The sequence below is a fragment of the Caballeronia sp. 11_S32 genome, from assembly GCF_056930355.1.
The window spans coordinates 1,714,745-1,732,357 of the sequence record NZ_JBXOWH010000001.1; the positions used below are offsets into that span (position 1 = coordinate 1,714,745).

The 17,613-nt window shown below is 54.6% G+C and carries 15 protein-coding genes and 1 pseudogene; 14 read left to right on the plus strand and 2 right to left on the minus strand.

Features of this window, described 5'->3' with window-relative positions:
• Positions 1–31 precede the first annotated feature (31 nt).
• The 11 genes and pseudogenes from AC1Z32_RS07750 to AC1Z32_RS07800 form a co-directional block, all read left to right on the plus strand.
• On the plus strand, positions 32–1,351 hold the full coding sequence (locus AC1Z32_RS07750; RefSeq protein ID WP_483478095.1) for a cytochrome P450: 1,320 nt from the start codon (positions 32–34) through the stop codon (positions 1,349–1,351).
• Positions 1,329–2,690, plus strand: a complete 1,362-nt coding sequence (locus AC1Z32_RS07755; RefSeq protein WP_483478096.1) for an FAD-dependent oxidoreductase — start codon at positions 1,329–1,331, stop codon at positions 2,688–2,690. Before AC1Z32_RS07750 ends, AC1Z32_RS07755 begins: the two co-directional genes overlap by 23 nt.
• The gene (locus AC1Z32_RS07760; protein WP_483478097.1) at positions 2,687–3,145 is read left to right on the plus strand and encodes a flavodoxin domain-containing protein; all 459 of its coding nucleotides are present in this window, start codon (positions 2,687–2,689) and stop codon (positions 3,143–3,145) included. Before AC1Z32_RS07755 ends, AC1Z32_RS07760 begins: the two co-directional genes overlap by 4 nt.
• Before the next feature lie 71 nt (positions 3,146–3,216).
• Positions 3,217–4,260 carry a substrate-binding domain-containing protein gene (locus AC1Z32_RS07765; RefSeq protein WP_483478098.1) on the plus strand — a complete coding sequence of 348 codons (1,044 nt, stop codon included), beginning with the start codon at positions 3,217–3,219 and terminating at the stop codon, positions 4,258–4,260.
• Between the two features lie 42 nt (positions 4,261–4,302).
• On the plus strand, positions 4,303–5,067 hold the full coding sequence (locus AC1Z32_RS07770; protein ID WP_483478099.1) for a glucose 1-dehydrogenase: 765 nt from the start codon (positions 4,303–4,305) through the stop codon (positions 5,065–5,067).
• A 213-nt stretch (positions 5,068–5,280) separates the two neighbouring features.
• Positions 5,281–6,789: a sugar ABC transporter ATP-binding protein gene (locus AC1Z32_RS07775; RefSeq protein ID WP_483478100.1), complete on the plus strand. Its 1,509-nt coding sequence runs from the start codon at positions 5,281–5,283 to the stop codon at positions 6,787–6,789.
• 38 nt (positions 6,790–6,827) lie between these two features.
• Positions 6,828–7,982, plus strand: a complete 1,155-nt coding sequence (locus tag AC1Z32_RS07780) for a sugar ABC transporter permease (protein WP_483478101.1) — start codon at positions 6,828–6,830, stop codon at positions 7,980–7,982.
• A 295-nt stretch (positions 7,983–8,277) separates the two neighbouring features.
• Positions 8,278–9,477 carry an MFS transporter gene (locus AC1Z32_RS07785; protein WP_483478102.1) on the plus strand — a complete coding sequence of 400 codons (1,200 nt, stop codon included), beginning with the start codon at positions 8,278–8,280 and terminating at the stop codon, positions 9,475–9,477.
• A gap of 525 nt (positions 9,478–10,002) precedes the next feature.
• Positions 10,003–11,181: a porin gene (locus AC1Z32_RS07790; protein ID WP_483478103.1), complete on the plus strand. Its 1,179-nt coding sequence runs from the start codon at positions 10,003–10,005 to the stop codon at positions 11,179–11,181.
• Positions 11,182–11,407: 226 nt separating this feature from the next.
• The gene (locus AC1Z32_RS07795; protein WP_483478104.1) at positions 11,408–11,620 is read left to right on the plus strand and encodes a hypothetical protein; all 213 of its coding nucleotides are present in this window, start codon (positions 11,408–11,410) and stop codon (positions 11,618–11,620) included.
• 330 nt (positions 11,621–11,950) lie between these two features.
• Positions 11,951–12,718 (plus strand): annotated as a pseudogene (locus AC1Z32_RS07800) (ABC transporter ATP-binding protein); the annotation flags it as partial.
• Positions 12,719–13,305: 587 nt separating this feature from the next.
• Here the strand turns inward: AC1Z32_RS07800 and AC1Z32_RS07805 are convergent.
• Positions 13,306–14,223, minus strand: coding sequence for a LysR family transcriptional regulator (locus AC1Z32_RS07805; RefSeq protein ID WP_483478105.1), 918 nt, complete (start codon positions 14,221–14,223; stop codon positions 13,306–13,308).
• Between the two features lie 105 nt (positions 14,224–14,328).
• On the opposite strand from AC1Z32_RS07805, the gene AC1Z32_RS07810 reads away from it, so the two are divergent.
• From AC1Z32_RS07810 to AC1Z32_RS07820, 3 genes are all read left to right on the plus strand, one after another.
• Positions 14,329–14,823, plus strand: a complete 495-nt coding sequence (locus AC1Z32_RS07810; RefSeq protein ID WP_483478106.1) for a (R)-mandelonitrile lyase — start codon at positions 14,329–14,331, stop codon at positions 14,821–14,823.
• A gap of 94 nt (positions 14,824–14,917) precedes the next feature.
• Positions 14,918–15,598, plus strand: a complete 681-nt coding sequence (locus AC1Z32_RS07815) for a carboxymuconolactone decarboxylase family protein (protein ID WP_483478107.1) — start codon at positions 14,918–14,920, stop codon at positions 15,596–15,598.
• A gap of 66 nt (positions 15,599–15,664) precedes the next feature.
• Positions 15,665–16,072: a GFA family protein gene (locus tag AC1Z32_RS07820; RefSeq protein ID WP_483478230.1), complete on the plus strand. Its 408-nt coding sequence runs from the start codon at positions 15,665–15,667 to the stop codon at positions 16,070–16,072.
• A 1,012-nt stretch (positions 16,073–17,084) separates the two neighbouring features.
• Here AC1Z32_RS07820 and AC1Z32_RS07825 read toward each other — a convergent pair.
• Complete coding sequence (locus AC1Z32_RS07825) at positions 17,085–17,543, minus strand: DUF29 domain-containing protein (RefSeq protein ID WP_483478108.1); 459 nt, start codon at positions 17,541–17,543, stop codon at positions 17,085–17,087.
• Positions 17,544–17,613: the final 70 nt, after the last annotated feature.

Genomic DNA, 17,613 nt, shown 5'->3' on the forward strand with positions numbered 1-17,613 from the left:
GCTATTGAACGAATAAGCCGTAAGGCAAACTATGCGGCGCGCACATGCAATAAGAGCCGCAACAAATATTGGCGACACGGGTATCGGTGCGTTAAACGCGGTATTTCACGGTGCCGCGATGCAGTCAAATCACTTTAATATCAAGCTAACTTTTCCGGGCGAATGTATGACATCGATTTGGAACCCGTTTTCAGCTGAATTTATTCGTGATCCGTTCCCAGTCTACGCAAAGCTCCGTGAGGAGCATCCGGTCTATTTGAACGACACTTACGGATTCTACGCGCTTTCAAGGTTCGAAGATGTCGTTGAGGCGAACAGGAACTGGGCTGCGTACAGTAATGCAAATGGTGTCGATCTCGATAGAACCGGAAGTATTTTCTTTGCGGAAGGAAATGTGGTCGAAGCGGATCCGCCCGACCATACTGCGCTCAGGACTGTCCTAAAAGATTACCTAACGCCAACGTTCTTTCGAGAAAAGGAAAGAGGGGTCGTTCGACGCGTTGAGAATTTGGTTAAAGGATTGAAGGGGAAAGAGGAAGTTGATCTCGCAGCGGAGTTTTGCGTGCAACTGCCACTCGGAGTTATCTCTGAATTACTAGGCATAGATTCGACGAATCAGCAATGGGTCTATGAGCATTTTATCGGGTTGCTCCATCGTGAAGATGGCCGAGAAACGATTCCAGAGTCTTCGTTACAAACAGCCCGTGAGGTCAGAGAATTTCTCACCTGTGAGCTTCGCGCGCGCCGGAAGTCACCACGGGGCGATCTGATGTCAACGATAGCGCACGCGGAAAAAGCGGGGGTGCCGCTGAACGAGTCCGAGCAGATTGGAATGAGCACATTGATCTTCTTCGCCGGCATGTCTACCACCAAGAATCTTCTCACCAACATCTTCTGGCATTTGGCAAAGGATGCAAACCTGAGAGCACGAGTGGAATCCGCTGTGTCGAACGCGGCATTGACCGTCGAAGAGTTTCTGAGATACGAGAGTCCGATTCAGGCCAGCGCGCGCACCGCTACACGGGATGTTGAAATTCACGGCATCACCATCCCAAGAGGTGCAACGGTCACGCTGCTCTATGGTTCGGCGAATAGGGACGATACTGTGTTCGACAACGCTGACGCGTTGGACATCAATCGGAAGATCCCAAAGCATATGGCGTTTGGAGGCGGGGTGCACCTATGTCTTGGCGCACCGCTGGCAAGAATTGAAGCAAGGGTAGCTCTACAGTATGGGCTGACCAAGATGCCCGGGTTCACATTGGCGGATACACCTCAGCGATGCTTGATGTGGAACGAGCGTGGATTAGAAACTTTGCCAGTAAAGTTTGAAGCGAACTGGAACCATTAACTTTTTTCCATTGATTCAGTTGCCGACCATGTTGTCAATAGATCGCCCGGGACCAAGTATAGCAATTATAGGAAGCGGCCCGTCCGGATGCTTCCTTGCGAGCTTTCTTATCAAAGCCACGCCGACAGCGGAAATCACCATTTTTGACAGATTGCCCGTTCCATATGGCTTGGTGCGATATGGCGTTGCTGCAGATCATCAGGGTACCAAATCTGTTACCCGTCAGTTCGACCGGCTTTTCATGAATGGTTCGATAAGATTTGCCGGAAATGTTGAACTCGGTGTCGACATAGATTTGAATACGTTACAGGAAAGTTTCGACATAGTAGTACTCGCGACTGGCGTTCACGCGGATCGAACGCTAAAAATCGAAGGGGAGCATCGCACGAATGTCTTCCGCGCCGGCGCACTTACTCGATTACTGAATTCACACCCTGACGAGCACAACAAGAACATTGCACTAGGACGCCGCGTCGTCATCGTTGGGAACGGAAATGTCGCGCTCGATATTTTGCGGATTTTGATTCAAACAGAGAACGACCTGTCGGATAGCGATGTGAATGACGAAGCGCTGGCAATGCTTCAGACATCGTTCATTCGTGAAATACACTTGATCGGACGGTCACCTGCTAGATATGCAAAGTTTAGCGGACCCGGGATTCGCGAACTGTCCCGAATTGAAGGAGTCGAGTTCAACGTAGCGGATGTGCAACCAGCCATTGAAAGTGGCGCTACAGAATCTGAAGACGCGCTACTTGCTGCTATTCGTATGCTGGAGGAAAAACAGGGCGGCATTCAGAAGCGGTTGACAGTGAATTTCAGATTCGGCTGGACTCCACTGCGGATCGATAGTGAAGGCATCGTATTCGAAGCGTCTGCCGGCGAGAAAGTCGAACTCAAAATCGCAGCAGACAGCGTTATCACCGCAGTTGGATTTGCCCACCGAGATCTTCGGTGGCATCGGGACATTCTGCCACCAGACGAGTGGGCGGACCCCACGGTAGGAAAGATTCGGGACGGGCTTTATTGCACGGGCTGGTTTCGAAGGGGCCCGCAGGGAACGATCCCAGAAAATCGTAGCGACGCTCGTCAGGTGTCGGCTGCGATTGCGGCGTCGCTCGCTGGAAGCAACCAAGGGTGGAAACCAGGACTCGATGGGCTACCGCGTGAGCTCGTCGAAAAATCGGTCACGTTTGATGGATGGAAGGCGATCGATCGAGCGGAGCTAACGGCAGCCATCGACGGGCGCATTCGACGCAAGATTAGTGATTGGGGCGAACTCCTACGAGTGGCTCGATGTGGGGATACCGATACAAGTACAGGAGTAGAGACATTGTGAACATTCAAGTCCTTTTCGGCACAGAGTCCGGCACAGCAGAATTTGTTGCAGGCGACATCGAAAATAAGCTTCGAGAGACCATGACCACATCGGTCTACGACCTCGCAGAATTCGATCTGTTAGCGTTCTCGAAGGACACTTTCTACATAATCGTCTGTTCAACGTATGGAGAGGGTGATCCTCCGAGCAGCGCTCGCCCTTTTTTAACTCGACTTGAAAACGAGTCGCCCAACCTTAAGGGAATTCGTTTTGCCATGTTCGGCCTCGGAGATAGTAGCTATTCGGAAACATTCAATCATGGCGGCAACGTGATTTCCGAGGCACTCGAGAAGTTCGGTGCCGCCAGAGTCGGTGAATTTGGCAGACACGACGCGTCTGGCCGAGAGCATGCAAGCGATGTTGCCCTTGATTGGCTGGACAGGATCATTCCTCATGCAACTCCGATCGCATGTTGAGATCGGGGAGACGTGCGATCCTTTAGGGTGAGTAAAAGTAGACCAAATTCCAATCAAATACCGGAGACAAAATGCAGTCGATTAAGACAAAGGCTATTCAAAGAACGGCAGCTGCTGTCGCACTGTGCGCCGTTACCGGCGCGCTTGCCAACTCAGCGTACGCCTCGAGCACCAAACCGCTTATCGTGGTTGCTATGCAAAAGCAGCAGGAGCAGAGATGGGCGTTCGACCGTGTTGCCATGGAGGCGGAGGCAAAAAAGGTCGGAGCAGACATTGTTTTCCAGTACGCTAACGGCGACCCGATCAAGCAAATGTCCGAGGTAGAAAACATGCTTAATAGGCAGCCGGATGCCTTAATTTTGAACCCAGTTAACAGTAGGACAGCTGGCGAGATCGTCAACTCGGCACATGCCGCTGGGGTACCTGTGATCGCTTACGATACCGGGGTGGAAACCGCCAAGGTAGATTATTACGTTACTCGCGATAACTACAAGGTGGGTCAGCTTCAAATTCAAGCAGCAATGAAATTCGCTCCGTCTGGAAATTACGCGATCGTCAGGGGAGACGCCAGCGATCAGACTGGACGAGATATTTCGAAAGCATACGACGACCGGCTTAAAGGTCAGCAGGCAATTAAGGTTGTATTTGATCAAAACATCGCGAGCTGGAGTCCAGCGAAAGCGCAGATTGCGGCTGAAGATGCGATGTCCGCAAACAAAGATCACATTCAAGCGTTCGTGGTTACTAATGACGGGATGGCCAGCGGTGTCGCCCAAGTACTCAAATCGCGTAATCTTCAGGGGAAGATCTTTCTTAGCGGTAACGACGCCGAGTCTGCATCTTTGAAGCTTATTGCGCAAGGGATGCAGACGATGACAGTCTACACGGATATTAACGAAATGGCACGATCGGCCGTAAGCGCTGCAGTGGCGCTTGCAAAAAAGCAAAATCCGACATTCGATGCAATGGTCGACATCGGGGCAGGAAAAGTGCCAACTCGACTAATTCCAGTGATGGCCATCACGAAGGACAATCTCTGTGAAGCGATCAAGGACACGCCCAAGGGATGGACTTCAGTACAGCAGGTATTTGGCCGAGATGACGCTTGCCACTAAGGCATCCGGCAATAAGTCTTCACTACATCCGAGAGACAAGGCATGGATTCTTGGTTTTCGAATAAGGTGGCGCTCGTGACTGGCGCCGGTGCAGGCATTGGTCGCGCAACGGCGAAAGCCTTTGCGGACGCAGGAGCCTTAGTAGCGTTATCCGACATCTCCGAGCAGGCGGTACAAAGCGTGGCTGACGAGATCAGATCCGAGGGGGGGAGCGCGATCCCGATCGTTTGCGATGTGGCCAACGAAGAGGAAGTGGAATCAATGATTCGCCGCACCGTATTTGAGTTCGGAAGACTGGACGTTGCATTCAACAATGCAGGTGTTCAGTTTGCCGCCGCAGAAACAGCGGATGCCTCCGGCCTCGAATTTGACAGAGTCATTTCGGTGAATTTGAGGGGCGTATGGAATTGCATGAAATATGAACTAGCGCACATGCGTGAACGCCAGTCTGGAGCCATTGTTAATTGCTCTTCAATCTGCGGTTTGGTAGGGGTTCCTGGTCGTGGTGATTACCACGCCTCGAAACACGGAATTATCGGACTGACAAAGACGGCTGCTCTGGAATATGCAGCACGCGGCATCCGCGTCAATGCCGTATGTCCTGGAACGATTGAAACGCCGCTGGTGAAGACCATGTTAGAGGGCGATCCCGACGCCCTAAACAAGATTTTGAAAGTTGATCAACCGATTGGCAGACTGGGACAGCCCGAAGAAGTCGCGTCCGCCGTGCTTTGGCTGTGTAGCCCCGGAGCAAGCTTTGTGATTGGGCATGCATTGGTAGTAGATGGAGGTTGGACGGCTCAGTGAGTTCCGACCACTGCTGTGATGCGCGGAATGGAGTTGCTCCGGCGGTGTTTTTCGTTCACGGAAGCACGTCGAAGATCAGGTCCGAGTCCGATTTATAAGGATGATTTGTCTGGCGTGATTCTGTTGACTTAGGAGATCTTAAGGTTAAGGGGTCTAGTCATACGTAAAGTAAGGATGTGATGTCGCGCTGTGTAACCATTTGGAGTGCGAAAGATGTGTAACGAGTCGGCTTTAAGGATTGAGAACCTGACTAAAGAATTCTTTGGTGTCGCTGCTGTATCCGATGTGTCTCTCTCGATTCGCCGAGGCGAGACCATAGCATTGCTCGGGGAAAACGGTGCTGGAAAATCGACGTTGATGAAGGTTATTTCCGGTGTATATCCATTTGGAAGCTACTCCGGAAATGTCATCTTGGGCGACGAGGAGTGTCGATTTAGTGGCGTCAGCGATGCAGAAGCAAGTGGTGTCGTGCTAGTGCCTCAGGAGCTTCGCATTGCTCCGAAGCTCAGCATCGCGGAGAATGCCGCAATGGGCGCTCTGCCCAATCGGCACGGCATAATCGACAGAAAGGCTCTACGCGAGCACGCGCGAACATGTCTAAAATTTTTCGATATCGACGCAGATATTGATATGCCGGTCCGGATGTTGTCGGCCTCGGAACAACGCCTTCTTATGATCTCGTCTTCGTTGACAAAGGCGTCGCCGCGCGTACTGATTCTGGACGAACCGACTGCTGCTCTAACGCCGGGTGAAGCCATTCATCTCTATGACAAGATTCGCCAGGTTGGTCAGGCCGGCGTGGCAACAATCTTCATCACGCATCGCCTGGACGAGATTGAAGAGGTCTGCGAGCGAGCGCTAGTGATGCGCAACGGTCGGCTAGTATTTGAGACGTCGAAAATAAAAGGGGGGAGATCTGAAATTGTTCATGCCATGATCGGACGGGAACACGAGAGCAAGCCACCGCGGAAAGTCGTTACCGGCGAAAAGAAGCTTGAAATATCCAATTTGCAGGTGACGAATAGAGCCAGCCCCAAGCGCTTTGTCGACGGTGCATCGTTTCACGTTTGCTCAGGCGAAATTGTGGGGCTTTTCGGTCTTGTCGGCGCGGGACGCTCTGAGCTGTGCATGGCCGTTTATGGAGCCTGGGAGGGAAACGTCGATGGAACTATCACCATTAATGGGCAGACGGGGCGACCAGGTTCTCCCAGTCAAGCGCTAAGACGTGGCTGCGCGATGTTGACCGAGGATAGAAAACTCTCGGGACTGTTTGAAGGCCAGTCAGTTCTATGGAATATGAGTGCGGCAAGCCTCAAAAGTGTGAGTAGCCGGAATGTAATCGCAAAACAAAGAGAACTTCAGCGAAACTGGAAATTGGCGCGAAACCTGGAACTCCGACCACTTAGCATGAGTAGGCGAGTCGAAACATATAGCGGTGGTAACCAGCAGAAGGTAATGCTTGCGCGCTGGCTCGCTGCCGAACCAGAACTACTCATCGTTGACGAGCCGACTATCGGAGTGGACATTGGGGCGCGCTTCGAGATTTACCGAATCCTTAGGGAGTTGGCAGACGATGGAAAGGCAATTTTACTAGTGTCCAGCGATATCGAAGAGGTAGTGAACGAGACGGATCGAGTTATCGTTATGCACAAAGGGCGCGTCACAGGTCATTTTCCGGCAGGAAGCAGCCGGCAGCAACTCTTGAATGCCGCGACGATGTAAGACGAGACCCTGGATCAACAGAGATGAAGGAGACTAAGATGAGTGACGTAACTGATATTTCGTTCAAGCCATCAAGATTCCAAGCCGCAAGGCTACTGCTAACCGGTAATTCGCGATGGATTCCAATGATCCTTGTAGCAGTGATTGTTGGTGTATCTCTCCAAGTTGCGACAGATGGTGTGTTTCTCTCGCCAAGAAACTTGACGATGCTGATGAGGCACGGAGCTATCACATCCATTCTTGCAATGGCAGTGGCGATCTTAATTATCGAGGGAGAGATCGACCTCTCGATCGGAAGCGCTGTTTATTTGTGCAGCACGGCTGCCGCGGCATTGCAGGTAACTCATGCCTGGGCGGTAGTTCCCACTTTACTGGCGACTTTGGGCATTGCGTTGCTTTTAGGATGCTGGCAGGGGCTCTGGACCGTCGGATTTGGCGTACCATCTTTCGTGGTTACTCTCGGGGGGCTATTAGGGTTTCGGGGTCTGGCCTATTACTTAACGAATGCAGCTACCATATCGCCTGTTTCGTCGAGCTACGCGTCGCTTAGCGAAGCATTTATTCCAATCCGTGCTTCATTAATTTTGATTTCACTCCTCTACGTCGCCGGTGTTGCGGTAATCGTGAGGGGAGGTCGTGTGCAGGAAGAGAAGGGTGGCAGTACGCTGCTGAAGATCATGATCCTATCTATCGTCTGCGTAGGGTTGGCCTGGGTGTTCGGAAGCTATCAGGGAATTCCAACGGCGTTTCTCTGGCTTGCCGGGTGTGCAGGAGCAATGCACTTCTTGATGTCGCGAACAGTGTTTGGACGCAATATATATCTAATTGGATCGAACCGAGAAGCTGCGCGCCTTGCCGGTGTCAATGTCAAAATGCACATCTTGGGCGGATTTCTCTTAATGAGCGTTTTCTACGCGATCGCAGGTACTTTATCTACCGCTCGACTTTCGGGTTCAACCCCGGCACTCGGTCAGTATCTCGAATTGGATGCGATCGCGGCTGCGGTGATTGGCGGAGTGTCGCTGCAAGGCGGCGTCGGCTCGGTTCCTGGGGCCGTTGCGGGCGCGACGTTGTTAATCATTATCGATAACGGAATGAGCCTTCTCGATGTCTCTTCTTTTGTTCAAATGGTAGTAAAGGCCCTTCTCCTGTTGTTGGCGTTGGGAGCGGACCGTCTGTTCAATAGAAAGTAAAGTGATAGGCCGGGAGAACCATCGGTTCGGCCGGAGGCGGAGTGTCCGCTTGAGTACCGATGCGACAGCTGGACGTTCGTTGCGCAACTTCGGCTAGTTGAGACACCACTAAGATAGTGGTGTCCAGCGTTGAGATGTGAGGTAAGGGCGAGGAGGCTATTTCCGAACACTCTCTACCTCATATCTCGCCCACCACCGGGCTTGAGGAGTGGAAGCCGTCTCCGGTTGGCCTTAGTCTAGCTGACCATCTCGTGCCGATTTCGTTTGGACCACAATGCCTAAATGGAGGAACAAATTGGAGGCGGTTGGAGAAACGAACTGGAGCGCGATTGTAGCGATTGGTTGTAGCGTGGCGTGCATGTTGACTGCTGAGTTTTTGCCGGTCAGCTTGCTGACGCCTATGGCTCACGGTTTAGGAATTTCCACTGGATTGGCTGGGCAGTCGATGTCGGCCGTCGCGTTGGCTGCAATGATGAGCGGCTTGTTAGTAACGACGCTTGCTCGTGATATAGACCGGCGCAACTTGTTCTTAGGATTTTCGACAGCGTTGGCTTTGTCTTGTGCAATTGTCGCGGCTTCGCCTACCTTCAGCGGCGTTCTCGCGGGAAGATTTCTTCTTGGGCTGGCTCTCGGAGCGTTCTGGGCGATGTCGACGTCATTGATAATGCGCCTGGCCCGGCCAGACGACGTACCGAAAGCTCTGTCGGCAGTGTTCGCTGGGGTATCAGTGTCGATGGTGATCGCCGCTCCGGCGGGCAGCCTTCTGGAGAAGTTAGTGGGATGGCGTGGAGTCTTTGCCATCACCGCGTTTTTAGGTGCCGGATGTACGTTGTGGCAACATTTATCATTGCCGTCGCTGCCTGTATCGGACCGGCGTAGCACTATTGCGGACGTGCTCCGGTTGCTTGGAAGACCGGGGATCGCAATGGCTATGGTGGCGATGTCCACGATATTCGCGGGGCAGTTTGCGTTCTTTACGTTCGTCCGGCCGTTATATGAGGCGCGAGGTGAGGTAGATGCTTCAGAGATATCAATGATGTTCATCGTCTTAGGACTTGCAAATTTAGCCGGTACATTGGCGTGTTCGTTTGTTTTGCGGACCAGCTTGCGTGCAGCGTTGCTCATCGCGCCTATTGCGATGGCTTTAGCGGGCTTAAGTGCGTTGAACGCACAAAGTGCACCAGTTGCTTTAGTCGCTGTCAGCGCTTGGGGTCTGTCCATGGGATGGGTGCCGGTATCATGGTCCACTTGGGTCGCGCAATATCTGAATGACGATGTAGAGAATGCTGGCGGACTTCAGATTGCTTTAATTCAGATCGCAAATGTCACGGGTGCTTCAGTAGGGGGCCTGACGTACGACTCTATCGGTATCGCGGGGCCCGTTCTGGTCAGTGCGGCGTTTCTCACGGTCGGAGCAATTGTCGCGTCAATCTCCCTTGGCAAAGTCCGGAAATACGTCCCTGTGAAAGCGACGTCACTTCGTCACCCTGAATAGCTCCGGCGTGTCGGGGAGTGACGCTGGAAATACCGCTGACCCGCGAAATTCGTGTCCGTTTGCTCGCATGTATAGCTGGCTTGATAAGCGATCGTCGTCCGCTCGGAGATCTGCATCGTTGTCTCGCGGTCGGTTTCGTAGTCGCACGATGTCGACAACCTAAATATCACCATTAGAAAGTCGTGTGAAACGAAGTTGAAGCGTATCTGAACAGATCGATATGTATAACTAAATTAATCATAGAAGGTACATTTTTTTACTTGGGCGTGTCGATGGGGCTGGTCGGTTGAAAGGTTATCGCGGGAAAGGGCTTTTTTAAGGCCGATGAGTATGCGTAAGACGGCGTGCACAGGGAGAGTGAGCAGTCGGGTGGGATGAAAGCGCTTAAATTTTCGGAAGTAATGCTATTTCACTAAGGAGTCGATACTCGATAAACACACTTCATCCAGTCTAAGAACTGAAGTTACATAAGAAGTAGAAGGGAAATCAAACCCTATATTGGACGAGACACTTAAAGGTTGACACATGAAGAATGGAGTCGTTGTACTTTCTTTACTGGCATTTGCCAGTGGCGCCTATGCTCAGACGAGCGTCACACTGTACGGCCGCATCGACAACGGCCTGACGTATCGCACCGGTCAGCCAGGAGGCTCATTGTTTGGCATGGAAAGCGGCGGCTATGGGGAATCATGGTGGGGACTAGAGGGTTCGGAAGACCTCGGTGCGGGCACAAAGGCAACTTTCGAGCTGGAAAGCGGTATTAACACTGCCAACGGTAGCATTAACAATGGTGGCCTATTTGCTCGCCACGCGCTCGTGGGACTTAGCAATAACACTTATGGCACATTCAAGCTTGGCAACATTGGCGCATGGTGGATGTCGCAAGACAATTGGTATGTAGATCCGCAATTGAGGTCTGCCTATAGCGTTTGGAATCTAGACCGAGGGCGCAGTTCGGCGCAAGCAGGCAACGGTGCCCAGTATACGTCGCCATCGCTCGGCGGTCTAACTTTGAAGGCCCAGTATGCGCTGACCAACTCTCCCGGTAACTGGAACGGATGTAGCGGAAACACTTGTGGGAGCCAGCCGAGCAACGATGGGAATGCGCAAGGACGCGCCGCAGGCATAGAGGCGAGGTACGTCACCAACAACTTCGAGCTGCTCGCACTTTACGACGAAATTCGAGATACAAACGGGCAGTTCACGAGCGTTTATGCCGCCTCGCGTGAGCTGACAGTGGGGGGCACCGTAACGTGGGGTCCGCTCAAGGCTTACATTGGTTATCAGCTTCTGCGTGCGCCCGATGCAACCCTCGGGAACCAAAGCCTGACGACTGGCACAGTCACCGGTACGCTTCCGTCAGGCATTACCGGAGCTCCGACTACGGTCAATCACGAGTGGATTGGGCTTAACTACACGCCCTCGCCGGACGTTATCCTTACGGGAGGCGTTTACCACGCCAATGCGAATAACGGCAATGGGAATGCGACGCTGTACACGCTTGGGGGTACCTATCTCCTATCTAAGCGAACATTCTTATACAGTGAGTTCGGGTACGTTACGAATAGTGCGACTTCGAACCTCGGTTTGGCTGGCACCGCCTACTACGGACCAAATACGACCCAGGGCGGTGCGAGCACTACCTCACCCAATTACGGTAGGAGCCAATTCGGCGCAGTGGCCGGTATCATGCACTTGTTTTGATGTATCGTTTTTATGTCTTGAATTGGTGTAGAGCCGGTATGAAATTAGACATCTTTTCATGCCGGCAACCTCACGGGCAGGAAGAAGGGACTACGACGAGTCGGCAGTCATGGGATGGGGCGATGTCTTGGACTGACCATGATCTCGCGTCCGCCCTGGCTTGAGAAGGCCACGCTACGTGCGCGGACCGCAGGCCCCGATACTCCGACCGGCAAACAGGAGCGCCATGGAGCGCGGACGCAATAAGGCTTCGGCATGGCTTGCAGGCACCAAGGGCGGAGCGATGTACCTTATCGACAATGCTGACGAGACTGTGGCGTCCGTCGCTGCTCCGGCAAAGAAGAGCGGCGCCATAGGAGTGGTGACGAAGAAGGTTGGAGCCAAGAAGACGATGATCAAGAAGGTTGCCACCGACAAGGTCGAGTCAAAGAAGGCGTAGCCAAGAAGGCAGCCTCGAAGTAGACCGCCGTGAAAAAGACGACAGCGAAAAAGGGTGAGTGCAAGCGTGTAAGCAGATCTGGCTGCGGATCGGAGGAGCACGATCATGGCCGTAGACTCGCGGCACTGTTCATGAAATATGCCGATCCAGGCATCGCTCCATCGTGCTTGAAGTTGAATTCACGGCGGAGCTCGCCAACGCGAACGACACATATCTCGCGGAGCGGTCGGACGCGTTTCTCAACTTGATCGGTGGGAAGACAACAGGTCGCGCGGTCGAGTCTGAAAGGTGGAATGGCATACGCTGCAGTCGGTGCTGCGCCATGAGCTGAACGTTCGCTTCTCCTATCCGTCTCGTTTTGGCAGCCCTGCGCTCTCCGGCTTCACACTTAACGTGGCACCAGGTTAGCACGTTGCGCTGGTCGGGCCTTCAGGGGCGGGCAAGACTACGCTGTTTCAGCTACGCCTGCGCCTTTACGACCCGCAATCTGGAAACATCCTGATAAGCGGTGTTCCGACGCGGCAAGTATCGCTTGCCGCGCCACGGCGGGGAATTGGTGTAGTCCTGCAGGAATCTGTGATCTTTTCGGGGAGCGTGCTCGACAACATCCGCTAAGGCAAGCCAGGCGCGACGCTCGCTGAAGTGGAGCGAGCTGCCGAAATGGCTGCTGCTACCGACTCCATCCAGGAGCTGCCGCAAGTGTATGACACGTTTCTGGGCGAGCGGGGCGTACGGCTATCGGGTGGACATCATCAGCGAATCGCCATTGCGCGAGCGATTCTGAAGGATCCGCCAATTTTGCTTCTCGATGAAGCGACCAGCGCGCTCGATGCGGCGAGCGAACGGCTGGTGCACACGGCCTTGAACAATGCGGCGCGGAATCGCACGACGCTGGTCATCGCTCACCGCCTTGCCACCGTGCAACAATCCGACCGGATTGTCGTCCTCGAACAAGGCCGCATTGTTGCGCAAGGCAGACACGCGGAGCTGCTGGAGCACTCGCAGCTCTATGCCCGACTTGCGGCATTACAGTTTGGCGAGCCATCGCTAGGGGCCAAGATGCACATTGGGTTGAAGGATCGCATCAACGCCAACTAGCTTCTCGAGAGGAGAAACTCAACCTTCGCTCAGCGAGTGCGGTACGTCCTCGTGTACACCGTGCCCGGCTTACTTCTTGACCCAGGATGCCGTTCGAGCTTGCGGTACTCCTTCCTCGAAAAAGGTAGCGGCTGGGAAACGTAGCTCGAGTAGATTCTGCCCCGGGGACGGTCGCCGTCGAACCACCGACTTTCGAGAGGGATACTCCGATCTTATTTCACCTTCTTGGTACTTCAGTTACTTCACAGGAAGCATATTTTACTTTCGAAATATGCACCCTGGTGAAGTTGAGCCTAGCCCCCATCCTACTGGGAGCCTTCAGACCCAACTCGTCAGCATCAACTTGATGCACCCCGGAGCCAGCGTCGCCCGTCAGCCGTTTGTCTCAAGGCGCTAACTTCGCCACCTTGCCCGGGGTCTCAAGACTATCCCACAGTCCCGAGGTCTCCCGTGGCCGCTGTCGTAATGTCTCCGACCAGCCACGCGGCAGCCAAGAAAAGAAGGCTGCAATCAATATACGTTGGCGGGATGGGGATGATTAACGGCGTGGGTATCCACATGTAGAACCTATCTAACGCCGCGCAAGGCTACTTTCGGATTTCTGTAGTTTCGTCCGGGCGATCGCGCAGAGCGTCAATGACAAGTCTTAAGGCGGGGGAAATCTGCTTCCGGCTGGCGTAGTAAAGGTGATAGCCGGGAAACGTGCACCACCAGTCTTGCAGCACGGGCAGCAGCAGGCCTTGCTTAATATAAGGCTGTACAAGATCGAATGGTACATAGGCGAGGCCATTACCATCAAGTGCCGCCTGCAGTATCAGCAAGGTATTGTTGAAGGTCGTCTGTCCTTCCACACGCACGCTGAGCGACTTCCGTCCTTTCTTAAATTCCCACGCATACAGTCCGCCGTGTGTGGGCAGTCGAAGGTTGATGCAACGGTGCATGGTCAGGTCATGCGGCGTGGAGGGAAGCTCCCTTCCTTCCAGATAGGCGGGCGATGCGACCACTGCCATGCACAGGTCGGGCGCAATCCGGACCGCGACCATGTCCTTGTCCACGCGATCGCCATTGCGTATGCCGGCATCGAAGCGGTCCGCCGCGATGTCGGTCATTGCATAGTCCACGCTTAACTCGATGTGAATGTCAGGGTACTTGCGCAGTAGAGGCAGCAGCTTCGGCCACAGAATGGTGGAGATCGAATGGTCATGGGCGGTGATGCGAACGGTACCGGCCGGCGCATTGCGCAGGCACGCGAGCGACGCAAGCTCGGTTTCAATCTCGCCGAGGCGAGGCGCCAGCACATTCAGCAGGCGCTCGCCAGCGTCGGTGGGCGACACGCTGCGAGTAGTGCGTGTCAGCAGGCGCACGCCCAGCCTCGCTTCCAATGCCGAAATGGCGTGACTCAGCGCCGAGCGCGACAGGCCCGCTTGCGCCGCCGCCCGCGTAAAACTGCGTTCTCTTGCGACGGTGACGAACAGTTGCAGATCGTTGAGATTTTCCATTGTCATTGGTGAGCCACATGCACCAGTGTATGCGGATTTGCCTATCTTCTCATCTAATGGTCGCAACAGTAAATTAAGTCCATACAGCCAATCATCTCAACAAGATCTGTCATGAGAATGTTCTGCAAGCTTTGCTTCGCCGCCGGCTTTCTGCCGATGAGTATCACAGAGGCGACGCCCGCCGCAGCCGCTACGCCCATTGACGTGCAACAGATTTCGCGCGCAGGAACCCAGGCCGTCAGCGAAGGCTCCGCCGAGTATTTCACCGGACGCGTGCGCGTGGAGCCCGTCTGGCCCTCAAGCAAGGAAATCACCGCATCGGGCGCGAACGTGAGCTTTGAACCGGGAGCACGATCGGCATGGCACACCCATCCAGCAGGGCAGCGCCTCGTTGTTTTGTCCGGCAAAGGTCTGACACAGGAATGGGGCAAGCCCGTTCAGATCCTTCACCCCGGCGATGTCGTCTGGTGCCCGCCGGATGTCAAGCACTGGCATGGCGCCACGGCGAACACAGCGATGACGCATCTTGCTGTGACCGGGACGCTGGACGGCAAGAATGTAGACTGGATGGAGAAAGTCACTGATGAAGAGTACGGCCGACGGTGAGCGGGGACCGGTGCGATGCCGGATGGCTATGCTCGCGCTAGCGATGTGTATTGGCGCCGCATCGGCGCACTCTTCAACGACTGAGACCGGCAATATGAACGCATCCTCTACGATCGTCCCTGGCGACGCGTCAACCCTTGACGAACGGCAGCGGGCAATCATCCCTATCGCAGCATTCGCCAGCGCTGGGGGCATTGAACACCTGAGCGAGGCACTGAACCAAGGCTTGGACGCGGGTTTGACCGTGAACGACGTCAAGGAGATTCTCGTTCAGCTCTACGCGTATGCAGGCTTTCCGCGCAGCCTCAACGCGCTTGGCGAACTGATGAAGGTGTTGGAGACTCGCAAGGCTCGCGGCATTCAGGATGCCGGCGGCAGCTTGCCCAGCCACGTGGCGCCAACCGGGGATGCTCTGGTCCAGGCCGGGACCGCGAACCAGACCAGCCTTTCGGGCGGACCGGTCAAAGGCCCATTATTCGAGTTTGCCCCAGCAATAGACCTCTATCTGAAGACGCATCTTTTTGGCGATATATTCGAGCGCGACAATCTCAACTGGCAAAGCCGCGAACTAGCAACGATCGGGATGCTGTCTGCGTTGCCAGGTCTGGAGTCTCAACTGCAGGCGCATATGCGAATCGCGATGAACGTCGGTCTCAGCGGGCAGCACCTGCGCGAGCTCACGGAAGTGCTGGCGGACCGTGTCAGTGCGGAGGCAGCATCACGTGCGCGCAGCGCACTCGAGGCGCAGCTGGCGAGCGTGGCCAAGCAGCCATAACGCACGGAGAAATGCGGCTATCCGGTTCCGGTATCCTAAGTGATCGCGAAATTCCGGGAGGTGCACATGAAGGTCGAGGGGTGTTGTCACTGTGGTGCGATCCAGTACGAAGCCGAGGTGCAACCTGGAACCGTTGTCGTCTGCCATTGTGCAGACTGTCAGATGCAGTCGGGATCGGCGTTTCGCGCAAACATTCCCGCCCCGGCCCATACCTTTCGATTGCTCCGGGGTGTTCCCAAACGGTATATCAACGTGGCACCAAGCGGTGCACGACGGATACACGCATTTTGCGAGAACTGTGGCGGCCCTATATATTCATCGGCGGAAGTCGATCCCACGCATTACTCGTTGCGCATAGGTGCGCTGAAACAGCGCTTCGAACTTGGCGTGCCAGTCAGGCAAATCTGGGCGCAGCGCCGATTCGCTTGGGTATCTCCGCTGGACGGCGTGGTGACGTTCGATAGCCAACCTTGACGCTCCGGCGTGATGCCGTAGACAGCGGTAGCCAAATAACGCTCCCTGCGTTTGAAGGCATGCGAACGTCCGCTCACAAGATGATGAAGTCGCGCGAGTGCCTGTGCGGCAAGTCAGCGAACGACTCTTTGTGGCGGGGGCGCCTGCCGGATGACGGGGGGTACGAGCTTCGGCCTTTGCGGACATTGACGCTCGGTGCGTTCAACATCTGGGGTCGGCCGGATTGCTGACGTTGGCGCGTCGTGACGCAGGACTGCAACTGCCTGCATGAACGAACTAGCACTCACAACACTCTCCGGCCATTCGGAACATGGCTATCTCCACGTCCCGGAACCAGTGGACAACGGAAATTCAACTACTCGTTGCCGGCGATGCTCCTGCACTATGTACGGCTGTCCTACCCGATCAGGCTCGCGTCACATCATGCCTCACAGACACTTCCACGGTAGAACGGCCTAGGCGAGTCGCTGTTGTTAATTTCGCATGTCAATCGCGATATCCGCGTCTTTGGCTTTTCGATAGTCAATGAAATTTCCTGAGGGTGACGTAGCAGCAAACCCGACGGTGAATCACGCCGATATCGACGCGACGATGCGTTGTTGGCTGCCCGCCGGACGCGCAAGACGTACCGGACTTGACTCACCGGTATGTGTCGACTAGACCGATAATTCGAGGCCGTAAAAATGACGGCTACGGGCGCACCCTTCCGCCTCAGATTGTCGTTTCCCTTCATCTAGTCGATGCGGCCGCCGACAACGCACTCCCGTTGGCCACGCGCATCCGATTGACGGCTACCAAATGATCCCGCCGAGCACAACTCCTAATGGAAAACGCTGATGACGCTATAAGCTCGCTTCAGCGAGTCCTGCGCGTCTTCGCGGTGACGCAGGTATGAGGGCCTGCATGCCTCAGTTAGGGATAGTCGGGCCGAGTTTCCTAGATGCCGCCTTTCGCCGGCTTGTCGCCCACCAGCCTTACTTGAATGCGCGCGTCCGGGCTCTTGAAGTCTTCTTCATTCATAGGGCAATTCCCTCCATCCTTTTTCGTCTGGCAGATAGTAGCCTTTGATCGACAGCACCTGCTCCACGGTCCATGGACAGGTCTTGGGCATCAGGTCAAAGTTAAGACCCATCGCTTTGTGGACTTCGAGGACCGCGCTTCCCCACAGATGATCGATCAGCTCGGGGACATCGACGTTCGGGTCGTCATCAAGGGCGGTTGCGATCCATGTGCGGTGCTCGCCGATCTTTTCCTGCCAGTTGATGCATCGCAATCCTTCGAAGCAGTTCCACCTGATCATGGCCGCTAACAGCGGCTCCAGATGCCGCTCAAGTTCATCTTTGATCTGGCGCGAGAGGCTTTCGACCTCTTCGATCAGGTTCTCCAGATCAAGTTCGTGAAACCGCTTCTCGCGCAGCAGTTTCGCCTGATGTAAAGCCCACTTCGAGAAGTCTTGATCGTACGCAGCCATAGCGCGCCTCCCTGTGCACTATTCCATTGTATGCGGGGCGGCCTGCGTCGGTGCTTCGCTCAACACGGGC

Excerpts from the sequence above, each read along its gene's own strand:
- AC1Z32_RS07750 (WP_483478095.1), top strand. The coding sequence starts at position 32 with ATGCGGCGCGCACATGCAATAAGAGCCGCAACAAATATTGGCGACACG.
- AC1Z32_RS07765 (WP_483478098.1), top strand. The coding sequence starts at position 3,217 with ATGCAGTCGATTAAGACAAAGGCTATTCAAAGAACGGCAGCTGCTGTC.
- AC1Z32_RS07770 (WP_483478099.1), top strand. The coding sequence starts at position 4,303 with ATGGATTCTTGGTTTTCGAATAAGGTGGCGCTCGTGACTGGCGCCGGT.
- AC1Z32_RS07775 (WP_483478100.1), top strand. The coding sequence starts at position 5,281 with ATGTGTAACGAGTCGGCTTTAAGGATTGAGAACCTGACTAAAGAATTC.
- AC1Z32_RS07780 (WP_483478101.1), top strand. The coding sequence starts at position 6,828 with ATGAGTGACGTAACTGATATTTCGTTCAAGCCATCAAGATTCCAAGCC.
- AC1Z32_RS07790 (WP_483478103.1), top strand. The coding sequence starts at position 10,003 with ATGAAGAATGGAGTCGTTGTACTTTCTTTACTGGCATTTGCCAGTGGC.
- AC1Z32_RS07795 (WP_483478104.1), top strand. The coding sequence starts at position 11,408 with ATGGAGCGCGGACGCAATAAGGCTTCGGCATGGCTTGCAGGCACCAAG.
- AC1Z32_RS07805 (WP_483478105.1), bottom strand. The coding sequence starts at position 14,223 with ATGACAATGGAAAATCTCAACGATCTGCAACTGTTCGTCACCGTCGCA.
- AC1Z32_RS07810 (WP_483478106.1), top strand. The coding sequence starts at position 14,329 with ATGAGAATGTTCTGCAAGCTTTGCTTCGCCGCCGGCTTTCTGCCGATG.
- AC1Z32_RS07815 (WP_483478107.1), top strand. The coding sequence starts at position 14,918 with ATGAACGCATCCTCTACGATCGTCCCTGGCGACGCGTCAACCCTTGAC.
- AC1Z32_RS07820 (WP_483478230.1), top strand. The coding sequence starts at position 15,665 with ATGAAGGTCGAGGGGTGTTGTCACTGTGGTGCGATCCAGTACGAAGCC.
- AC1Z32_RS07825 (WP_483478108.1), bottom strand. The coding sequence starts at position 17,543 with ATGGCTGCGTACGATCAAGACTTCTCGAAGTGGGCTTTACATCAGGCG.